At 56.6% G+C, this 21376-nt stretch carries 16 protein-coding genes and 1 pseudogene; 11 read left to right on the forward strand and 6 right to left on the reverse strand.

Translation table 11 applies throughout. The annotated features are described in order from the left end of the window. Together F8N21_RS04380 and F8N21_RS04385 are read left to right on the forward strand one after the other, a co-directional pair. A partial coding sequence (locus F8N21_RS04380) for an FAD-binding protein (RefSeq protein WP_224788158.1) occupies positions 1-297 on the forward strand: 297 nt, incomplete at its 5' end. A gap of 484 nt (positions 298-781) precedes the next feature. Then, on the forward strand, positions 782-1522 hold the full coding sequence (locus tag F8N21_RS04385; RefSeq protein ID WP_150640963.1) for a hypothetical protein: 741 nt from the start codon (positions 782-784) through the stop codon (positions 1520-1522). Between the two features lie 238 nt (positions 1523-1760). On the opposite strand, the gene F8N21_RS04390 is transcribed toward F8N21_RS04385, so the two are convergent. Continuing rightward, entirely contained in the window at positions 1761-2654 is an 894-nt protein-coding gene (locus tag F8N21_RS04390; RefSeq protein WP_191624189.1) for an AraC family transcriptional regulator, read from the reverse strand. A gap of 139 nt (positions 2655-2793) precedes the next feature. Between F8N21_RS04390 and F8N21_RS04395 the strand changes: the two genes are divergently transcribed. The 4 genes from F8N21_RS04395 to F8N21_RS04410 are packed head-to-tail and all read left to right on the forward strand — an operon-like array spanning position 2794 to position 5259. Continuing rightward, positions 2794-3537 (forward strand): SDR family NAD(P)-dependent oxidoreductase, encoded by a 744-nt coding sequence (locus F8N21_RS04395; protein WP_150640964.1) that lies wholly within the window; start codon positions 2794-2796, stop codon positions 3535-3537. A gap of 41 nt (positions 3538-3578) precedes the next feature. Further along, the gene (locus F8N21_RS04400; protein ID WP_150640965.1) at positions 3579-3980 is read left to right on the forward strand and encodes a VOC family protein; all 402 of its coding nucleotides are present in this window, start codon (positions 3579-3581) and stop codon (positions 3978-3980) included. Beyond that, complete coding sequence (locus F8N21_RS04405) at positions 3977-4954, forward strand: saccharopine dehydrogenase family protein (protein ID WP_150640966.1); 978 nt, start codon at positions 3977-3979, stop codon at positions 4952-4954. The genes F8N21_RS04400 and F8N21_RS04405 overlap by 4 nt, the downstream gene beginning before the upstream one ends. Next, complete coding sequence (locus F8N21_RS04410) at positions 4912-5259, forward strand: SDR family NAD(P)-dependent oxidoreductase (protein ID WP_224788165.1); 348 nt, start codon at positions 4912-4914, stop codon at positions 5257-5259. Before F8N21_RS04405 ends, F8N21_RS04410 begins: the two co-directional genes overlap by 43 nt. Positions 5260-6337: 1078 nt before the next feature. Here F8N21_RS04410 and F8N21_RS04415 read toward each other — a convergent pair. The 3 genes from F8N21_RS04415 to F8N21_RS04425 form a co-directional block, all read right to left on the reverse strand. Next, positions 6338-8611, reverse strand: a complete 2274-nt coding sequence (locus tag F8N21_RS04415; RefSeq protein WP_150640967.1) for a DUF262 domain-containing protein — start codon at positions 8609-8611, stop codon at positions 6338-6340. Then, positions 8608-10395: a DUF262 domain-containing protein gene (locus F8N21_RS04420; RefSeq protein WP_224788159.1), complete on the reverse strand. Its 1788-nt coding sequence runs from the start codon at positions 10393-10395 to the stop codon at positions 8608-8610. The genes F8N21_RS04415 and F8N21_RS04420 overlap by 4 nt, the downstream gene beginning before the upstream one ends. 356 nt (positions 10396-10751) lie before the next feature. Further along, positions 10752-11843, reverse strand: coding sequence for a helix-turn-helix transcriptional regulator (locus F8N21_RS04425; protein WP_150640969.1), 1092 nt, complete (start codon positions 11841-11843; stop codon positions 10752-10754). A gap of 238 nt (positions 11844-12081) precedes the next feature. On the opposite strand from F8N21_RS04425, the gene F8N21_RS31255 reads away from it, so the two are divergent. Further along, entirely contained in the window at positions 12082-12210 is a 129-nt protein-coding gene (locus tag F8N21_RS31255; protein ID WP_256352328.1) for a hypothetical protein, read from the forward strand. A gap of 42 nt (positions 12211-12252) precedes the next feature. Continuing rightward, positions 12253-13002 (forward strand): SIR2 family NAD-dependent protein deacylase, encoded by a 750-nt coding sequence (locus tag F8N21_RS04430; RefSeq protein ID WP_150640970.1) that lies wholly within the window; start codon positions 12253-12255, stop codon positions 13000-13002. Between the two features lie 14 nt (positions 13003-13016). Here F8N21_RS04430 and F8N21_RS04435 read toward each other — a convergent pair whose 3' ends face one another. Continuing rightward, complete coding sequence (locus F8N21_RS04435) at positions 13017-13286, reverse strand: hypothetical protein (protein ID WP_150640971.1); 270 nt, start codon at positions 13284-13286, stop codon at positions 13017-13019. Between the two features lie 40 nt (positions 13287-13326). Then, positions 13327-15420: pseudogene (locus tag F8N21_RS04440) on the reverse strand (AAA family ATPase). A gap of 495 nt (positions 15421-15915) precedes the next feature. Between F8N21_RS04440 and F8N21_RS04445 the strand changes: the two are divergent. From F8N21_RS04445 to F8N21_RS04455, 3 genes are all read left to right on the forward strand, one after another. Then, positions 15916-17379, forward strand: coding sequence for a DUF726 domain-containing protein (locus F8N21_RS04445; RefSeq protein ID WP_150640972.1), 1464 nt, complete (start codon positions 15916-15918; stop codon positions 17377-17379). Positions 17380-17446: 67 nt separating this feature from the next. Next, entirely contained in the window at positions 17447-19648 is a 2202-nt protein-coding gene (locus F8N21_RS04450; RefSeq protein ID WP_150640973.1) for a hypothetical protein, read from the forward strand. Continuing rightward, positions 19648-21351: a LeoA/HP0731 family dynamin-like GTPase gene (locus F8N21_RS04455; RefSeq protein ID WP_150640974.1), complete on the forward strand. Its 1704-nt coding sequence runs from the start codon at positions 19648-19650 to the stop codon at positions 21349-21351. The genes F8N21_RS04450 and F8N21_RS04455 overlap by 1 nt, the downstream gene beginning before the upstream one ends. Positions 21352-21376 lie beyond the last annotated feature (25 nt).

Genomic DNA, 21376 nt, shown 5'->3' on the forward strand with positions numbered 1-21376 from the left:
CACCTGTACGCCCTGGCCGACAAGCTGGGCGCGGCGGTCGGCGCTTCCCGCGCCGCGGTCGACGCAGGTTTCGTACCCAACGACATGCAGGTCGGTCAGACCGGCAAAATCGTTGCGCCACAGCTGTACATCGCGGTCGGTATCTCCGGCGCGATCCAGCATCTGGCCGGTATGAAAGACTCCAAGGTGATCGTGGCGATCAACAAGGACGAAGAAGCGCCGATCTTCCAAGTAGCCGATTACGGCCTGGTGGCAGATTTGTTCGAGGCTATCCCTGAGCTGGTTTTGACCGTCTGATACAGGCTAACCCTGGTGTAGCGGCCCACCTGTTCAAGACGCCGCTACATCGCTTTTCAACTCATGCCGAGTGGATTTTTATGGGTAATCTATGTTCCGCAGTCAGACCGCTTTTGGCCGATTGCTGCAGTTCGTGAAGGGCAGCTATCGGCCCAGGCTGTGTGAAAACGCATGCACCGTTGTGAAGTCTGCGTTGCTACGTAAAATCTGCCAGTGTTTGGTTGGTCAGCAGACCTGAAATTTGTGTAGGAACGCGATTTTCGTTGCGGTTCTGACTGTCAAACCAGCTCTAAAACGTTTTCACACAGCCTGGACCTATTGCTGACGCTCGCAAGGGGCTGCATTCGGCCAGAAGCTGTGACTCGAAGGTGTCTACAAACCCAGAGGCGATTCAGTCACTGACGGCCTGGAAGCTGAGCTGGTTATGCGCGCTCAGCCTGATATGCTCTGGGCTTCATTGCGTTGATGAGGCTGGGCGCCTACGATGAGTTTTATCCCGAGCTGTGACCACAGAGAAGACGCTATTAGATCTCTCTCTGAAATCTACGCGGTTTCCACTGAGAAAATCGACAGAGTTCTTCGAGCTTCGGAAGTGCTACAAATCGCAGAGGTGTATTCTCAAATTGATTCGCCGGGGTTCCACTTTGTGGTATGCCACCTGCTGAAAGCTTCCCCTCGTGCCGACATTACCCACGCTTGTTACTACCATTCGACAAGCTACGGTGGCTGCCCTTCATGGTTTGATGAAGGACTGCTTGGCTCGTCGCAAGGTGTGGGGCGCTTTCTAGACAAAATCACCGAATGGCTCCCTCCTGAGAAGCAACTGGTTGCAAAGCAGGCGGCTAGGGAAATCGTGAAGCTTCGCAGCGAGTACGAAGGCTCCATAGCCGAGGTGTGTGGCCCCTACGCATGGAACACTTTCACTGCTGCCAGCTCTAGCCCAAGCGGAGTTCGCTATCGGGTTCCAGAGGCTATCCAGGATCTGTGGTCTCCCAGCTTTTGTGGGAACGGAGGGTTGGTCGACCTGAGGGGAATCATCGAAGAACGGCTGAAACCCGTCGTAGTCAAGTTCAAAGGAAAAATCTCGAACATCGATGACTACTGCGCAACGCTCTGGGCCTATTTACTATCAGATGACGGTGAGTGCCACCTTACTCATACCTTCACGGGCAATGGACTGGCTATACCTAAAGAGGACATCGTTGCGCTGATGGACGTCCCGTAATACGCGGCTTGGGCGAAAAGGCCGGCTGCCCCAGCGCGGACGCCGTGGAAACCGTTGGCTATCCATGGGAGTTCTGAGTACCAGTTGGATTGGCCGCTTTTGGCCGATTGCTGTCTCTCGTCAAGGAGCAGCTATCGCTCCATCAAAACTATGATCTCTTGGCCCTATAGCTTGGTCCTGACAAAGACCGACTGCCAAGCCGACTCAATACGTGACGGGGTTAATAGTCATTTTTTTCCTATCTTCTCTCGCCTCGGGTTTCCCCAAGTATCCTCGCGGCATCTCGTGCCGGCGGTAAGCCAAATACCCGTGCGTAATCGCGGCTGAACTGGGTAGCGCTTTCATAGCCGACCTCAAAGGCCGCGTTAGTAACACTTTTGGCGTTGGCCACCAGCAACGTACGAGCCTGAAGTAGTCGAACCCTTTTTTGATATTGCAACGGGCTAAGCGCGGTGACGGCTTTGAAGTGACGGTGAAAGGCTGACACGCTCATCGCAGCGCGTTGTGCCAGTGTCTCCACCCGGATGGACTCTGCAAACTCCCGGCGAATGTACTGAATGGCCAGGCTGACCCGAGCCATGGCGCTATCGGGTGCCGCGATGTCCCGCAGCATCCAGCCGTGTGGGCCTTGTAAAACACGGTACAAAATCTCCCGTTCGTATACAGGCGCCAGGGCCGCAATTTCTTCAGGCCGGGTCATCAATCGAAGCATGCGCACCCAGGCATCCATCAAGTCGGGCGTCACGGCGGCTACCGAAAAGCCTGCATCCTTGTCGTATTGCCCGATGGGCTTTGGCAGGTCGGACAGTAGAGTCGCCAGGACCGTCGGGTCGAGTGTCAGGCTGACCGCCAGGTAAGGCTCGCCGGAAGAGGCAGGGTGTACTTGACCGACCGCAGGCAACTCGATGGACATGACGAAATAAGTCGCCGGGTCATAGCAAAGCGTACGGTCGCCGATGGTCATTGATTTACTGCCTTGCAGGATCAGGTTGATCATCGGGTCGTAAACGGCGGCCAGCAGGTGTTCAGGGATTTCGCCCTGGACCATGGCTACACGTGGGATGCCCGTCTCCGTGCGGCGGTTTTCGGCACGGGAAGCCAGCGAGCGAAGTTCATTCAGTTGGTTTGTCATGGGGGAACATCTGAACCCAGGCTGATACGCCCAGGCAAGCAAAAAGCAGAAACAGGCAGGATTCGAGTAGGAACGGCTGCGCTCGTTGCGAAGGCGATGGTTACTGTGGTGACTCATCTCAGTGACATTGGAGCAGCGCATGAGCGTTATCGTCATCACCGGTGGCAGCCGGGGCATCGGCGCCAGCACGGCCGAACATTGTGCTCGACGCGGCATGGGGGTCATCCTCACCTACAAAAGCCATGCTGATTCGGCAACCGCTGTTGTCCAGCGTATCCAGACATCGGGCGGCAAGGCCGTGGCGCTTGAACTGGACGTTGCTGATGTGAGCAGCTTCGAGCACTTCCGAGAAACGGTGGTGCTCACCTTACAGACAACCTGGGGTGTGGCAACGCTCGGCGGTCTGGTGAACAACGCGGGCCATGGCTTGTTCCATCCCCTGGAATCGGTCACCGAGGCGCAGTTTGACGGCTTGTTGAACGTTCACCTCAAAGGCCCGTTTTTCCTGACTCAAGCCTTGCTGCCGCTGATGGAAGAGGGCGCCAGCATCGTCAACCTGACCAGCGCCACGACCCGAGTGGCCACGGCAGGCGTCGCGCCTTATGCGGCTTTCAAGGGCGGACTCGACGTGTTGACTCGTTACATGGCCAAGGAGTTCGGCCCTCGGCGCATCCGTGCCAACTCCGTCTCGCCGGGGGCGATCCGCACCGAACTCGGTGGCGGCTTGAATGACGAATTCGAAGCTTTACTCGCATCGCAAACAGCCCTTGGCCGGGTGGGCGAGCCGGAGGACGTAGCTCGCGTTATCGCCATGCTGCTGTCCGAAGAAGGAAGCTGGATCAATGCCCAGACTATCGAAGTCGCGGGCGGGTATTTCATCTAAATCAGCATCTAAATCAGCATCTGAAAAGCGAGGCAATCGCAATGCTTGATCATATTTTTATCTCGGTAAGCGACGTTGATCGTTCCATCCGTTTCTACACGGCGACACTGACCCCGCTTGGCATTACCGGCAGGCTTGATTACGACGGCAAGGACGGTCCGCCAGGCCACCCGGACCTCAAGGGCTTCGGTGCCAATGGGCGGGTGTTTTTCTGGTTGCGCGAGGGTGTTGTGGAGGGGCGGGCGGTTCATGTTGGCTTCGTGGCGAACAGCAAGGCCGAGGTCAACGCAGCTTACGCGGCGGCTATGGAGAATGGCGCTGTAGACAACGGAGCACCTGGCGCACGTCTGTATTACGACCCGAATTATTACGCCGCCAATGTCCTCGACCCGGACGGTTACAGCCTCGAATTCGTCTACAAAAACTGGCAGCACGCCCAATGAATCAATTAATGATCTACGGGGCGACCGGCTATACCGGTCGCATGGCTGCCGAGCATGCCAAAGCGCTGGGGCTGGACATTGTGATCTCTGGCCGCAATGGAGAAAGGCTGGAGTCACTCGCTGCGCAACTGGGCGTGCCTTATCGAGTATTCACCCCTGATGCCCAAGCAGCCGAATCCCTGCATGGCATCGGCGCGCTGCTGAATTTCGCAGGGCCTTTTGCTCAGACGGCGGACGCCTTGATGCAGGCCTGTATCAAGGCCGGGGTCGACTATCTGGACATAACGGCCGAGATCAATGTCTATCGGTTGGCAGAACGGCTTGGCGCTCAGGCTACCGAGGCGGGTGTCATGCTGCTGCCCGGAGTCGGCTGGGACGTGGTGCCGACAGACTGCCTGGCGATGCATGTCGCTCGCCGTGTGCAGGATCCGCAGGCCCTGAAGGTGGCGCTACAGGTCGCAGGCTCCATGTCACGGGGATCAGCGTTGAGTGTCAGCGAGATCATTGGCGCGGGCCTTTTGGCACGAGTGGACGGACTGCTGGTCGCCACCCCGGATACGAAGCCGCAGCACTTCGATTTTGGCGACGGCCCGGCACTGTGCGCGCCACTGTCTTTCGGTGACCTGGTCACCGGCTGGCACTCCACCGGCATTCCCAACATTTCCATGTTCGTGCACATCACCGGCGATGCCTTTCCTCAAGGCGATCTCTCACAACTTCCCGATGGCCCAAGCGCGGAGCAGCGTGACGCCCACCGCGCCCGAGCCGTGGCTGAAGTCATTGGCGCTGACGGCACAAGTGCGCGCTCAGTGATCGAGACCGTCAACGGCTACACCTACACACCGTTGGCCGCTGTGGAGGCTGCACGCCGGGTGCTGGGCGGTGAGCGACGACCAGGCTTTGAAACGCCTGCGCGGGTGTTTGGCGTCGGATTCGCCGAGACGATTTCAGGGACGACAATCACAGATTTTTAGGGCGCGACAACACCTCTGCCACCAAGGGCGCGGTCGATACGTTGACGTTCGCCTTGGCCAGAGAGCTTGGGCCGCGCGGTATCAGGGTCAACTCGATCTTGCCCGGCCACACCAACACCCCAGCGACTGATGGCAACTTCGCCGGTGAGTTTGGCGAAAAACTTATAGCGGGCACGCCGCTAGGCCGATTCGGCGAACCAGAAGACATTGCACCGCTGGCCGTCTTCCTGGCGTCCGAGGACTCGCATTGGGTAACAGGCGAATCCATTCGGGCTTCGGGTGGCATACGAGGCGTTGGTTACTAAGCACCATTGATTAATGCTGTCGGCGCACGGTGACGTGCGCCTGTAGGGCTCCAGGTTTCAGATAATGACGCAAGCCTCGGTCGCAGCAGATTCACACACCACCTCATACCGCACTTTCACTCCTTCTCCAGCCCCCGCTTGATGGAGCGCGGTAGCTGCCATTGGTGTGGGGCGTTCGCTCCGTCATACGCCCAATTTGGTAGATGCGCTGCCAATTTCCCTAAATAATGCGGAGGACCGCTTTTGGCCGTTTTCTGCCCCCGTCCCTTTTGAGGATTCCGGTCACCACAGACCAGAAACCTGGATGTTCTCAACTCTGAGAGGGGGCCATCGTCGAGCTAACACCCACCTCGACAAGGAACGCTCGTACCGTTATCTGATCAGGGCGGGCAACAGAATGAGCCGAGCCAGGTCGAGTGCTCCTTTTGGCCTGTAGAAATCAACTGCGGAATCTACGGTCATATTAAGCATTCGACCAAGGGGCATGGTTCCGCGCCTATCCCCCCAACCACCGGCGCTCACCAGCAAATTGAACATGGCTTCCTTCTCCTGAACTTGATGCCGGCGATAGCCGGGAATGCTGTCATTAAGCTGTCATTCCGGAGCCAAAACCACCCATTCAGGCACAAAAAAGGCACTTGCGATAAACGCTAAGTGCCTGATTTGTAACGCTTAATTGGTGGGCCGGGGTAATCTGAATTGGTGTTTTATATTATTGATTTAAAAGGAAAATATAGCATTAGTTTTTATACTGGAATACTGTTTGGAATGCCATTGGCTGAGGGCTGCAACGGCGAGCTCTGCAATGACGTTACCTACATTTCAACCCCTGATTGAGTCAGGGCTGCTCTACAGCGGAGGGTACGTTGCTTCGTGGGCCAAGTCATCAATCTATCCTCATTAGTAATAGGTCTGGAGCCCCCTGGCAACATTGCTGCGTTATAGCACCGACTTGACCAATGAATCTCTGGTGCGGAAAGTCCGCTTGGTCTGTCTGCTTTTGGCAAGCGGACATCTGGATAACCATCCAACAATCTTACTAATCAGAAACCGGCGAACCCCTGAGCCGATCCTGCCGCTAGAGACCGACCTCATCCAGTGCATGGAGCAACTTGGCACCCAGCATGATCCGGTCAGTGGCATCTATGCCGTTTTCCTGTGGCACTCGATATATCTGGTCACTGCCGATGTCGAAGCTTGCACGTAAGTCCTCCATATTCCGTACGAGTTCAGGGTCGTCAGGTAAGTTTTCGAGTCTCCAGCCTTCGTCGACACTTTCGATGGTGACAGTACCACCCGTTCGTTCCAGCCCGCGACGCAGGGTTTCGTATCCATAAAACCAGAGGTTGTTGTCTGGAACCTTCAAGCCGCTCGTGGTCGCCACCGCCGAGAGATAGGGGTCGCGGTAGTAACTGCGCATGACTGTCTTGTCCAGCATGCAGATGCTGTAGCCACGTTGGCTGATGGCATAGCGGCCCGAGTTACCTTCACGCATGCGCGGGTACTTGACCAGGTAATAACGCCAGTCCAGCACGTGGTCGCGTTCGCACGCGGTGAGGAACGCCTGCTGAATCTCTTTGAGTACGGCGAGATCGTTACCGCTTTGCGCGACCTGATCGAGTAGTTGGGTAAGGGGATGTACCAACTCGGGACTCTTTCTGCTCGCAAGCAGATCCCGCCAGACTGCTTCACTGCGCGGCGAGCCGAAATCGAAAAATCGGTAGCCGCCATAACGATCCTGCTTGCGCGAATAATCGCCCAGCGAGAGCAGTGCGCCGGTCAACTGTGGCCAACAGTGAGCATCTTCGAACAAGGTAAGAAACGCTAAGGCACGTTGGGCAAAAATTGCAGGGTCCTGGGCTGGGTCGAGGTCGAACACGGCCAGTGCGCCGTGCAGCACGCTGTTGTCTTCCAGTTGGTAGACCACTTCTCGCAGCGACGGGTGGGCGGCAAGTAGGTTGATCTTGTCCTTTTCGTTCGCGATCTGCTTCTGATTGAAGGTCGATACGCCGTCCAGGGTTCCGTCGACTATGACACGGCGTACATCTTCCAATAAGGCGGGCATGTTCTGGGCGCGCATCTCACCGCCACCGGACGCTTCGATCAGGTTGCGCACGATACGTAACTGTTCAGGGAAATCAGCGGTGTTGTGCATGCGATGCAGCAGCACTGCGTAGAGCAGAAGGCTATGAGCCTGACTCCACTCGGAATCCCCGTAATGCCGGCAGCAACCACCGAAGAGGTCGATGCGGCTCTGGCCGGGCTGGGTGCGCAGAGGATTGAACAGCAGCAGGGCCGATGGGGATCGAGCGTCGGCTGCACGCAGCCAGGTGTTGAAGGCATCACTCGTGTCCAGGTCGACCCAGATATCGAAGGCTGCGAACAGGTAGTTCAGGTGCTCGACCGCCTTCGCTTGGTCGCTGGCAAACAGGCTTTGTGCCAACTGATCGAGGCTGGCCTTGCTGTCGGCGCGATTACCCTCGCGCCAGGCGCAAAGGTCAAACACAAAACGGAAGTAGCGCATGAATTGATCATCAATAAGCTGATCAGCGTCCTTGTAAGCCCAGATGACGTCCGTCCACACGGTATCAACCCTGTGTGCGAAATCGTCGGCTTGTGCAGGACAGGCGCTTTTGAGCAACGTCTCGAAATGCGCTTTGAAGTTTTCGAACGGCGTCAGCGGCTTGCCGCGAGAGTTCATCTTGATATAGAGGTCGTCATTGAGCTTGTTCTTCACCACCGGCAGCAGGTGGAAGCTGATTGCCAGATGGTCGGTCGCGGCAAGACGTTCCCAGGCAGCAGCGAATGCTTCGCTGCTGGCGCTGGCAAAACGCTGTTCCAGCGCCTGCAGCATGACCAGCATGGCACGGATACTGGAGTCATGTTGCCACCCGTGAAAGTACCAGGGCTGATCGACAATCCAACCCTTCAGATCGGTCTCGCCGGCGGGTGGTCGATAGTTGGCCAATGCCTCGCAGAACTGTCGGGCACTGGCGCGGGTGGCGTAGGTGAAGTTGCGCCATGCTTGCCCTTCGATGGGCTCGCCGGCCTGCCAGCTCAGGTACCAGTGCAGCAGGAACAGCGTGGTCAGGCGTTGCTGGCCATCCAGGGGATAGAGGGTGCCGTCCACGACATCGCCATAGATGAAATCCAGGCTGATGGGACGGTCGTCATGCATGACGGCATCATGCAAGGCGTCGACGAAGTCCTTGCGGATTCGCTCCACCGATGCGCCATGACGGCCTTGTGCATAGTCGCGCTGGATCAGCGGGATTTCGATTCTTCGGATTCCATGAGTTGCATGCAAGTTATTGTCGAAGAGTGAAATGTACGACGTGAGTGTGTGGTTCATGCCATTTTCTCTTCGTTCAGGAAATAGGGCTTGGCGATCTCGAGGATTGTATCGAGGTAATGATTGCGATCCTGAGGGCCCCAGAAATGGTTCTGGTGCGCGTTCGCCGGGGTGTAGTACTTGAGGAATACATTGCGCGTGCACACCGGTATGTAGCCTCCCTTTCGGTCTACATCCAGAAGCATTTGCCGCTTGGCCTCGAACACCGCGTTGCTCAGCAGGCTGTTGTCCGACCTCGACAGCAGGGCTAGGTTGGCGATGGAGTGCAGGCCATGAGCGGAGGCAGTCTGCTCGTCGGGCGCATTGAAAGCGGCGACGACACGACTGGCCAGGTCTTGAAAGGTGTTGCCAAAGTTCTGCGCCGTGCCGACTTGCTCAAGCGCTGTCTTCAGCTCCTCAAGCAGCTGCGACTGTTGCGGGACGGTATCGGGCGCCAGCTCACTGAGCGCGGTCAAATGCAGCCTTAACCAGGTTTGCCATTGTTCGGCCTTGGTCAGGTTCTCGGCATCCTGCGCATGGATGTGCTCCAGCGACCATGCCGTATCGGTGTGCATGTGGAAGGGGAAGCGTTGGTTGGCGTGTGGCACCCGGCGCATGGTTTCGACATTCACCAGCAACAGCAGGTTCAGCAACTTGTCGTAGTGCTTTCGATCGTCATAGCTGAGCGCTTCCACGTCCGAAGCCTTGAGGCTCAGTGACTCTTGGATGCGGTGATCCAGGTCCTGTTCGAATTGACGTTTGCTCTGGTTTGCGGACAAACGAGCCAGTTCTCCGAAGTCCATCCCTGTGAGTACCAGATAACCCACCTTATGAAACAGGTTGCGGTTGTTGAACCAGCCAAGCATCAGGTCATGCAGGTTGAGAACCTTCAGCCAGAATGCCAGTGGGTCTGTTTCGATATCCGGCCGCAGAGACTCGAAGGTATGGTAGCGGGTTGACTTGCGTGACTGGCTGCCGGATACCAGCGAATCGAGCAAAAGGCTGATCCTGGTCGGGTAGCGGTCGGTAACCTTCGGCGAATTGCCACAGATGAAACCCCACAGCTCGGGGGCATGGAGATCGCGCTCGATGATGTCCCATTGGCTGGCGACCTCGGCGGCTCGATCGGCATGCTCGACCTTGATCCTGGACAGCAGCAACGCTTTGACCAACTCCGCATCCGTCAGCGGTATCCGGCCGACGTTCAATCGAGTGAACAGGGCCGTGGCATCCATGTCTTCGGGGGCCTGATACCAGATCACCGCGACTTTCTCGAACAGCGCTTCGTAGAATTTGTTGGCCGCGAATTGAGTGCGAGCACCGTGTTTATCGAACCACTGGCCAATACAGCGATAAGCCCTGTGCAAATGGAAGTAATCGATGTTGCTGTCGTAGTCGTCCAGCTCCTCATCGCCGAGCCTTGCGAGGAATTCTGCGCTCCCCGGACGGGTTTCGTAGTGCAATGAATAGGGCAGAGGAGCCCTGTTCAATCCCGACTTATGCATGTAGAGCAGTATCAGGTAGATCGTGGTCAAGCGCTGCTGCCCGTCGACCAGTTCCCATTGATGCGTCTGCGCCGTAGAACCTCGTGAGTGCTGTTTGACCACAACAGGTTGCAGGTTGTAGGGCTGGTCCGGATCTGCGGTTTGCAAGGCCTGCCAGATGTCGTCCAGCAGGCGCTTCACATCCGTTGTGTCCCAACGGTAGCCACGCTGGTACCCGGGCACGCTGAAAACACCGGCGATATCGCCTACGAATTTGTGAGCCAGCGTTGCAGTTTTCAAATCGGCGCTAGGTGAGTCCAAGCAAAATTCCTCCATGATTGACGATCTCTAAGACAGCGAATATTTGAGGGTCTGATCTGATTCGGGCCAGCGACTCATCTTGTCGCACCTCCCTGTAGTCTGTAGCCACTTCCCGCAGATTGAGGCGTTTTCATGGTCAGGCCAGTGCATCCTTTCACCATGCGTTGCAAAGATTGTGGCTGGAGCCAAACGGTTATCCCGCTCAGTGATGTTTTGCAGTTCGACGATTGTCCTGAGGTTTGCCCGCGTTGTAGAGGCCAGGATGTACAGATGGAACAAGCCACGGCCCTGGAAGTGGCCGTGGCGAAATTGAAGCGGTTTTGCGGTGGGCGAAAATAGTGGTCAGTGACGTGACACTACACACTTGATGCGACGGTTTGTGTCGTGCCTGCCAGGTGTTGTCGCGAAACCCGTGTTGCTGTTGTATCTGCCACTGCATCCATTGGCGGGTAGGCCGCCGCCGCACGGTGGAGTGTTTCGCCAATCTGAGCGCGCAACTCGGGCGGCTGCTCCACCACCATTGCGTCGCCCTGAGACAAAATCCACCAGTGCAACTGCCACGTGTTACTGAGGGTCGAACGTACTCGAAAGCCATCGTCCAACGGCTCCAGCGTCATATCCGCGCTCAATGGCGTCTCACGAATCAGCCGCGCCTGATGCTCGCTGACCCAGGCTTGAAACCGAATCTTTTCCGGGGTGCCGAACTGCAGGGCGTCACTGGCCAGGTACGCACTCAAATCAAAGGCCTGTAATCCGTCAGCGGGTTTATTGAGCTGATCGACGCTGCGAAAACGATGCACCGCAAACTGGCGCACGTCGGTATACGGATGCGCGGTGGCGATCAGATAGGTCACCAACCCGCGCTGCACCATGGCCAGTGGATTGAGTGTCAACTCACTCAGTTTGTCCGCGTGCGCCGAGTAATACTGGCACTGCACTTGACGCTCATTGATCAGCGCTTTCTGTAATGTTTCCAGCAAGAGTGGGTCGATATCCGGCGCCTGCAAGTTCAGATCCGGTCGCACGCTGGCGACCTTGTCCAGCCAACGGGCAGCCGGGTTATCGTCCTCTAATCCCTTGAGTTTCTGCCGCGCATGCACAAAGCGCGGTTCCAGCACGCTTAGCATGCTGGCGGGTAACAACGGGCGGATCGTGTCGGCGACCAGGGTCAGGCTCAAGGCTTCGGTCAGCGTAATACCTTGCAGCTCCACATTCACGCCAGGTGTCCAATACCAGGCTTGTGGGGTAATGCCTTCGCTGCACTGCAACGGGAACACCAGCGACAGATCATTCAAGTCACGTTCGACGGTGCGCCGGCTGATGTTGAAACCGGAGGACTCAAGTCGCGCCAGCAACTCGGTCACGGTGATACCGGACTCACGTTTTGGCAGGTGCTTGAGCAGCTCCCATTGGCGGCTGACAGTGGAATGCGATTTGGCGGACGGCATGGGCTTTTCCTTAAGCAAGCGGGAGGCGAGTGACGACTTGAGCACCGGGTAACAGGCATCGGCTCACAGTGTTTCCAGCAGGTTTGAGCAGTCGCGTAGTGGCGTGCGATTGTTGCTGTGTTGTGGCGATAGGCTATCACTTTATTAAAATGTTGGATCTATAGAAGCGTACGAGGGCGACGCAATTTGTCGCGGGGCATGAGCATGCTCCAACCATCCAACAATGGGAGTAAGGACTGTGCTGAAAAATATCCTGGCCACCGTCGGCGCCTTTGTCATCGTCAAGAAAGGGTACGAGGTGTATCGGCATTACAAGGCGATGGAGATGGAAAATGAGCTGTTGCGCAAGGGCCAGGGACCGACTTAGTGTCAGTAGGTATCCGGTCGGCGCAGAGCGCGGGAGGTCAGTATGGAGTTCCAGGCTCAACAGTTGCGCGATGCATCTCGTGTCGTTGTTTTCTCTGGGGCCGGTTTATCCGCAGAGAGTGGTATCCCCACGTTCCGCGATGCCTTGTCCGGGCTATGGGAGCGCTTTGATCCTGCTGCCTTGGCGACCGCGCAAGCTTTTCGCAATGACCCCGCCCTGGTGTGGGGATGGTATGAATGGCGGCGTGCCAAGGCATTGGCGGCACAACCGAATGCCGCCCACCTGGCGATAGCAAAACTGGCTACGCGAGTCCCTACGCTTACGGTAGTCACCCAGAACGTTGACGACTTGCTCGAACGCGCCGGATGCCCTGAGGTATTGCATTTGCACGGCAGCCTAGGCTCGCCGCGCTGCTTTGCCTGCGCACGAGCCTATGCGATCAAACACGATCAACCTGATGAGTCGGAGCAGGGGCGCAGCATCGAGCCGCCACGCTGCCTGCATTGCAATGGCAAGGTGCAGCCGGGCGTCGTCTGGTTTGGTGAATCGCTGCCCGATGACGTTTGGCGCAAAGCGCTGGCGGCGGTAAAAAAATGTGATGTGCTGCTGTCGGTGGGCACTTCGGGGCTGGTGCAGCCAGCAGCCGAGTTACCACGTATCGCACTGAAGCACGGCGCGCAGGTGGTTCACATCAATGTGCAGCCAGAGCTGGTGGTGGAAAACCGGGAGTTCAGCCTCGTCGGCAGGGCAGCAGAGGTTCTGCCCAGGCTGGTAGAACAAGCTTTTGGGTAGTGAGTTTTTATCAGCTAGTCGCTACTCGAGATCCGAAGTGTGGACGCGTGTTGAAAATCCTCATCGGTAGCGCTGATCGCTTGCGTATCGGGCATATTGCGCAGGGTCCATGCGTAGTTGATGTGATGCTGGACTTGCTCCAGGTGGCTGCGAAAATGCGCATGGCGATATCGCATCGGTTTACGAGTACCGAACGTGTGGCCTGTCTCCAGGCAGATCACGATGCGTTGCAGCGCCCGGATCGATTCATTCAGATGGGTGATGATCAACTCTTGGTTTTTCATGGTGCGCTCATCGATGGGGGACTATGGGTTCTCGGTACGTTCAATGGATGAACCCGATAGGCTTTTGCAGCCCCGCAGATTTCAACCGACATTCCGCCAACAACGCCGTTGCCAACTCGTCGGCACTCGCGAACGGCTTGAAACGTGCGCGTCGCGCCACTGCCGCAAAATCTCCCGGAGTCAGACGCTCTTCACCGCGCAGCCGCTGCCCGGCGACGTGTTTCGAATCCTCGAGGCCCAAGGCGTTCAAGTGCGCAGCAAACAACGCGAGCTTCTGGGGCTGCGTCAGATAGCCAAAATGCACTTTCAAATCGAAGCGCCGCAGCGAAGCTTCATCCAGGTCGCCGATCAAGTTGGTGGAGGCAATGAATAGCCCGTTGTGGCTCTCCATCTGCGTGAGCATTTCGTTAACGGTGGTCACCTCCCAACTCTGCCGCGCCTTGCGGCGGTCCTGCAGAAAACTGTCTACTTAATCGAACAGCAACACCGCGTCTTCCTGCCGGGCCTGCTCAAAGACGCTGGCCAGGTTCTGTTCGGTCATGCCTACATAAGGTGAGACCAGGTCCGATACTCGTTTGACAATCAGAGGCTTGTTCAGCTCTTGGGCAAGCCAGCGCCCGAACGCGGTTTTTCCGGTGCCGGGTGGGCCATAGAAACAAAGCCGAGCCTGGGGATGGGCGCGCAGACCCTCGACCAGACCGGTGAGTGGCAGATCGGCGTTGATCCAGTCCGGTGAATAAAACCCTGGCAAACCGTTGGCGTCGTTGAGTGGCAGTTTGGCGAAGCCTTGGGCCTTGAGTGTGTTGTCGACGATGCAACGGATGGTGCTGTCCAAGGTCTTGCCCGCGCGCGCAGAGACATTACGGCCTACTCGCACAGCACGCTCGAGCACTGCAGGAGTGACTTGCCCGTGAGCGCAAAGATGCTCGACCAACTCATTGCCCAGCTTGCCCGCGCCACAATCGCGCAATAGTTTTTCGCGCTGCGCCAGCGGCGGATTGGGCATTTCGATCACCAGATCGAAGCGGCGTATATGTGCAGCGTCGATCGCCTCGATGCTGTTACTCAGCCAGAAGCAAGGCAGCGCGTTTTCCTCGAGCATGCGATTGATCCAGGCTTTCTGGGAGCGGCTACCGACATCGAAGATGGAAGTTTGAAAGATATCTTCGATCTCGTCCATTACCAGCAAGGCTCGCTGTACATGCAACACGCTGTTAGCCGCACGCAGTGAACATAATCGCTGGTGAGCGTAAAGCGGGTCGCCATGGCGATCGGTGCATGCCACCTCGTACAGCGCACTGTTCAGACGCTTGGTGAGTAAGCGGCTTAACTGAGTCTTGCCGGTGCCCGGTGGCCCGTAGAGCAAAATGTTCACCCCGGCCCGGCCCTGTTCCAATGCCTTGGCCAGGTAGCGTTCGGCAATATCCAGCGGTTGCTTCACATGAACGAAATGCTCACGACTCAGCTTTCCCGGTGGGCTCAAGCGGAATGCATAGACAAACAACTCAAGCGGCGAGCCTTGGCTGAAGCGCAACAGGCCGGGCAGGTCCTGGTTGCTTACATACAGCAGTGAACTCAGGGTCATCGAGGATGCGCTGTGGCTGGTGCCCAGGTCCAGCAACCCCGTGCGTACCAGTTGGCTGTCACGACTCAGGCACGTTCGGACCTCCGTCAGCGGTAGCCCCAACAATACTGACAACGACTTGAGCGCCCGGTTGTAGCCCAGTACACCCAACTGGTCGGTGGCATCGCTGAGCACCGGATCGTTATGCATCAGCACACAAAAGCCCAGCACGCGCAGCTCTGCGTCGCTCAACTGCAGCAAGGCTGCCAGCGATTGAATGTTGCTTGCCAATCGGTCGGGGTAAGACGGGTGCGGATAATCAACCTTGAATGCACGCGCATTCTGGCGCAATGCCTTGAGTGCCTGCGCCGCGTTGTATTCCTGGTCATCGACCCACTCTGCCAGCCCTAACTCGCGGGCTAACTCGTCATCATTGAAACTGTGGCGACCCATGAAAGTGCGGTGGCCGCCAAGCTCCAGCATCAGTTGGAAACTCCACTTCAGCGAGAGCGCACAGGTGTCGGCAGCACGCAGGCTATCGTGAGCGAATGGAGTGGGGCTGGTTGGCATGCGAGATGTCCTGACGCTTGGGAGAGGACAGGATGGGGCGATCGGTGGTCAGAATGCGTCGTGTAACGAAGCCCGGGCGTTGGCTTGGGTATTAGACCTTCGGTTCTGGATGGGTGATGGCAATTCGGCATCGTGCTGGGCATAATCGATGCGCCGTCGCAGTAGCAGATTTGACGTGATCCAGGCACAGGGAAGCGCTTGCGGCGCCCCCTCGCACGCCAGATTCAAGTTCGTATGATTTTGAATTGGCCACTTGATAACTGACGAACTCTTGCAATCGGCCTTACATGCGCGGTCTGCGCATTTCATGAGATGACTCGGATGAACTGTGCCTATGCAATGGCCTTTTTCCGAATTGCTGCCAGGTGAAGTATGGGGTTAATGGTCGGTGATGTTGCGTTTTTGATTGTCCTCGGTGGCGCCATCAGTCCCGCTGAAAAAGGGGCGAAAGGGGCAAGCACCCAGATGTTGCGCTCCAGTGTCGGACGTTGACCCATGAACCCACATTTCAAGTTCAGGACTTTGCCGAAGGCTTGCGGGACCGTGGCGAATATCTTTATTCATGGATATTCGGCGGGGCATGATCTTCAAGATCGCCGGTTATTGGTAAGCAGCATCCCGGCATCGCTGCAGAACTGCGTGAATATCTTTGCTTTCTGGCCCTCGGGTCACTTTGCCCGTGTCGGCAGCAGCTCACGCAGCCTGTTCGCTGCTGGCGCGCGCGTGCATGTCGCCGTGGGAGCGGCGGTGTTTGTGGGTGATCGCGCTGTTCATTTCGCGCGGATTCGCTCAAGAGCCGAAGAGATGGGCAAGGTGCTGATGGAACAGTTGCAGGAGTATCTGTTCAAAAAGCACCCCCATGTCACGACCGTCAATTTGATTGGTCACTCGTTAGGCGGCAGGTTGGTTGTCAGTGCGCTCAAGAGCCGCACTGATCCGCTTGGCTACGGACTGGCCATCGATGATGTTCTGCTAATGGCTGCCGCCGTCGAAGTAACTCCATCCGATGCCGCCCAGATGGAGTCGCGTATTAATGGACGCCTGATCAATGCCTATTCCAGGGACGATTGGACGCTTTTCATGAATTTTGGAGAGGCGAGTCTGGGCCGTAACGAGGTGGAAAACTTCGACAATATCTCGATGCCGGAATTTGGGCACGGCGATTACTGGAAGAAACTGCCTGCGGTCATGGCCCAGACAAAATTCAGGGGTTACCAGGGGCAGCAGCTCGCAGAAGGACTTGGAACGGTCACGGCTGTTGATGACTTCGTGCGCAATGATTCCATTGTCTATCGAATCCTCGAACGATCCCCGGTCGAGTTGACCGAAGAAGCCATCAAACATCTGAAGACCAGCAGTTGGACAGACATCAAAGATGCTGAAGAGGATCGTGCCTTCTCATTCACACGAGAGTTTCAGCTGGTCGGCGGACATTGTCTGGTCAACGCAGCCAGGCGCCGCGGCCTGACCTATGTGGACGCACTGCAAATGCTTGCCGAGCATTATGAGTTGGGTTCAAAAGCTCATCGCTGCGCCAGCGTTTTGGAGACCGAAGAGCTGTTGATCAAGACATTTTTCCAGCACGCTTTTCCTGACGGGCATCCGTTGGCCAACGCTCCACTGACCGCTGCGAAGGTCATGTCCCGTGAAGTCTATTTCAAGCACATTGACGCTCTGGCCGAGCGCCTCACCGTAGCCTCGTACTTCAAGCCCTCGACGGTTGACGTTGATATGACCGACCCATCCGCAGGCACGGCAATGGCCTCAACCACGACAATAGCTTTGGCTGGTTATGCCAATGCCGTCGCCGGCTTGCTGGGTACGCTTGCAAAGAAGCCCGTGAGTCGATTGTTGACCAACTTCAAGACTGCGCTCAAGCCGGGATACTCGGCCCTGATACCTGCGGTTGCGATTGTGTTTTATGCACGGGTGGAACTCGACGATGAAGGGCTGATGTAACACGCAGCCCTCTGCCTGGCAGACCCCCTCGGTCACTTATTTCAACTTGGATGAAAGAGTCCGCCCCATGATTATCGAGTCGCAATCCCCCAAGGAAATCTATCTGAAAGTTGGCCGAGAGGTCGAGGTCATCCTGCAGGCGTTGGAAACCAGGTCCCAGGACCAGAAACTGGCCAAGCAGCAGGACAGCGCCCGCGGCATTCTCCAGGGCGTGCAGCAAGAGTTGAACGACGCAATGGCCGATCTGCAAAGTCACGCAGAGTGGGACACGTTCACCCTGGCCTTTTATGGTGAGACCGGTGCCGGTAAATCGACACTGATCGAGACACTGCGGATCTTGCTGGATGAAACCTCCAAGGTCGAACAACGCCAGCGTTTCCAGCAGTTGCAAGCGAGTCTGGGGTTGAGCGAGGAGGCACTGCAGCAGCTCGAAGAGAGCATCGTGGCTCTGGATGAACAATTGACAGCTGTGCAGAGCAACCTGGAGGCGGTGGCGCGGGATTTCGATCAGCAGGATGCGGCCATGGCGGCGGAGCTGGACGTATTGACTCGAACCATCGCCGACAAGAAAAACAACGCCAATCTGTTCCAGCGTCTGCTCAATGCGCTGCGCAAACTGCCGGAAGAAAAGCTGCTCGTTGAGCGTCAGGCTTGCATCGAGCCATTGACGGCACAACGGCGAGCGGCAATGGCAGTCGTAGAACAGCAGAAAGTACAACTTCAGGCGCAAAAAACGGAGCAACAAACTCGCCAGCACGCTGCATTGGAAGGGCTGGCCGAACTGAACCGTGATGCCGATGGCTCCATCATCGGTGATGGTCGCCCGGACTTCACTCGCCAGACTCACCGTTATGACTTTTGCGCCGAAGGTCAACGTTTCGCGTTGCTGGATGTGCCCGGAATCGAAGGCGATGAGAAGCAGGTTAAAGATGAGATCGACAGCGCGGTCAAAAAGGCTCACGCGGTGTTCTATGTGACCAGCAAGCCCACGGCTCCGCAAAAAGGCGACGAGGCGCGTCAAGGGACACTGGAAAAGATCAAGGCCCACCTGGGGGCCCAGACGGAAGTCTGGTCACTGTTCAACAAACGCGTCACCAACCCAATGCTCCTGGAAAAGCCGCAACTTGTCAGCGAGGACGAACAGGCCAGCCTTCAGGACCTGGACATCAAGATGCGCGAGCAATTGGGGGAGCATTATCAGCACGCGATATCACTGAGTGCCTGGCCTGCGTTCCTGGCGGTGGCCGATTGCCTGGTACCAAGATCGTCAGCGGCCAACAATCAGGCCAAGTTCCTGAGCAAACTGCCGGCCGGGCAGATGCTTGATAAATCAGGTCTGACGTCGTTCTGCGAGCACTTGAGTGGCAATCTGGTCAAGGATCATCGGGCGAAGATCAAGCGCTCCAACCTGCATAAGGTCAGGCGTGAGGTCAGCAAGATCATCCACCAGCTATCAACGCTACGCCGCCTCGAGTTCCGACCGCTGGAAGAGGAACTGCGTCTGGAAACCAACAGCTCCCAAGCGCAACTTGGCATTGCACTGCAGGCCTTGGAAACGCGTTTGACCGCCAAGGGCGAAGAGGCCATCCGCAAGTTCAAGACGGCGGTCAGGAAAGAAGTCTACGCACGCATCGAGAATGATATTGGCAATGACGACTTCCGCAGCGCTTTGGAGCGCAGTATCACTGGGCAGCAAGAGGTGCTTGAGCGCGAATTGCCCTCAATCATGCAGGCTGAAGTCAACAGCTTCGCCAAGCAGATTGCCGCTGTGGTGGCTCGGTTCGAAGCGCATGCAAAGGATTTGCTCTCCACGTACAGCAAGCTGCGTATCGGCGGCCTGAGTGTGCCTTTCAAGGTCGATATCAAGATCGACAACGGCATCCATCTGACTAGCCTGCTTGGCACCTTGGCTGGTGGTGCACTGATGTTCTGGAACCCTGCAGGCTGGGCGATCATGGCGCTGGGTGGCATCACGCTGTTGGTGAGTCTTGGGAAGGCCCTCTACGGCGCTTTCAACACCAAGTACAAGCAAGGGCAACAGCGCAAGTCGGTCGATGAAAACCTCGAAAAAATCGCCGAGCAGTTGCAAGAGGCATTTCACAATAGCTTGGCCAGTGCTTTGCCAGAACTGAAGAAAAAAGTTGCTGAAGTCCAGGCTGACTTGAACGAGCCGGTGGCGCAAATCGCGGCCATCAATCAGATCCTGGGAAGCTCCCTTTCTCAGCTGACTCAGCTTTCCAATGAAATTCAGGCAGAAGGTAATCGTTGATGGAAACAACACTTGATGTATTTCAGTCTCAGCAGACCAGCGCGCTGGATATTCTCGATCGGCTGGAGACTTTTCTTCGCCAGGGAGAACACCTGGGTGTAACGATTGATCCAACGCTGCTGGCCAAGCTCGCCACATCCCGTAATCAAGTCGCGGGGGATAAACTGAAAATCGCCTTGGTGGGCGGATTTTCCGAAGGCAAGACTTCCATAGCGGCGGCCTGGATGGAGCGGCTGGATAAATCCAGCATGAACATCAGCCAGCAGGAGTCTTCCAACGAAGTAAAAGTGTATGAGGTGGGTGACGATTTTGTGTTGATCGACACCCCCGGGCTTTTTGGCTTCAAAGAGCAGTACAACGCCGATACCCAGACTATCGAAAAGTATAAGGACATCACTCGCAAGTACGTCAGCGAGGCACATCTGATCCTGTATGTGATGAACTCCACCAACCCGATCAAGGAAAGCCACGCGGACGAGCTAAACTGGTTGTTCCGTACGCTCGACTTGCTGCCGCGTACGGTATTCGTCCTCAGCCGTTTCGACGAAGTTGCCGACGTTGAGGATGAGCAGGATTACCAGGAAAACCTGAAGATCAAGCGTGACAATGTCAAAAGCCGTCTACGCGACTCCATCGACGCCACCGAAGCGCAATTGGCTGCGCTGTCGATCGTGGCGGTAGCCGCCAACCCCTTCGATATGGGCACCGAATATTGGCTGGCAAATCTGGACAAGTTCAAGACACTGTCCCACATCGCCAACCTGCAAGGCGCTACCGTAGAAAAAATCAGAACCAGCGGTGGTGCGGTGGCCATCGTCGACCAGGCGCGTAACAGCGTTATCCTCGACGTGCTGCACAAGGAAGTACCGGTGGCCGTGGAGAACGACGAAAAGATCGGTGATGAGGTCAGTCGCCTGGAGCGCATGGGCAAGACCCTGCAAGAGCAGTTACAAGCTGCCAATAGCCGCATCAGTGACGTACGCATCAGCCTGCGCAGCTTTGTCCTCGACTACTTCACGGATCTCATCCTTCAGGCCAAGGGCCTCACGCTCGAAACGTGCGGTGAATTCTTCGAGCGTGAAATCGGCAATGAAGGCTTCGTTATGGCGACAACGCTGCAGAACGAGTTCGACCGACAGCTCAACGGTGTGAGCCAAGAGATCAGCAGTATGCGCTTGAGTTTTGCCTCGGAAATCGAGCACTTCAACAGCTCGGTGACCAAACTTGGCAAACAGGGTGTCAACTACGTCGTCAAGAGCAACCTGATCAACAATACCTCGGTTCTTGCAACACGTGACGGCATCGTCGCCGTCGCCAAAACCTTGGGAATGGACTTGGGCAAGATGCTCAAATTCAAGCCTTGGGGCGCGGTCAATCTGGCCAAAAATATCAATGGCGCTTTAGCGGTCTTAGGTTTCGCCCTGGAGGCCTGGGACACCTATCAACAAGTTCAGCGCGAAGAAGCCTTCCGCAAGTCCCAGCAGCAAATGGTGGAGAACTTCGACAAACAACGTAAAGAGATGATTGAGCTTCTCGACAGTGAGCATTTCATCCTGCGCTTCTTCCCTGCGTATCAGGAATTGCTTGGCACAGTGCAAGAGATGCAGGACAACATCGCTCAACGCCAAGAGCAACGCCAGCGCTTTCATGCCTGGCGCAAGACCGGTGAAACCATCGAAGCAGAGTTCGTTCGTCTGGAGTAATGGCTTGCACTCTCCGGGCCGTTCT

The organism is Pseudomonas fluorescens, assembly GCF_902497895.1.
In the GTDB taxonomy this organism is placed as follows: Bacteria; Pseudomonadota; Gammaproteobacteria; order Pseudomonadales; family Pseudomonadaceae; genus Aquipseudomonas; species Aquipseudomonas fluorescens_BP.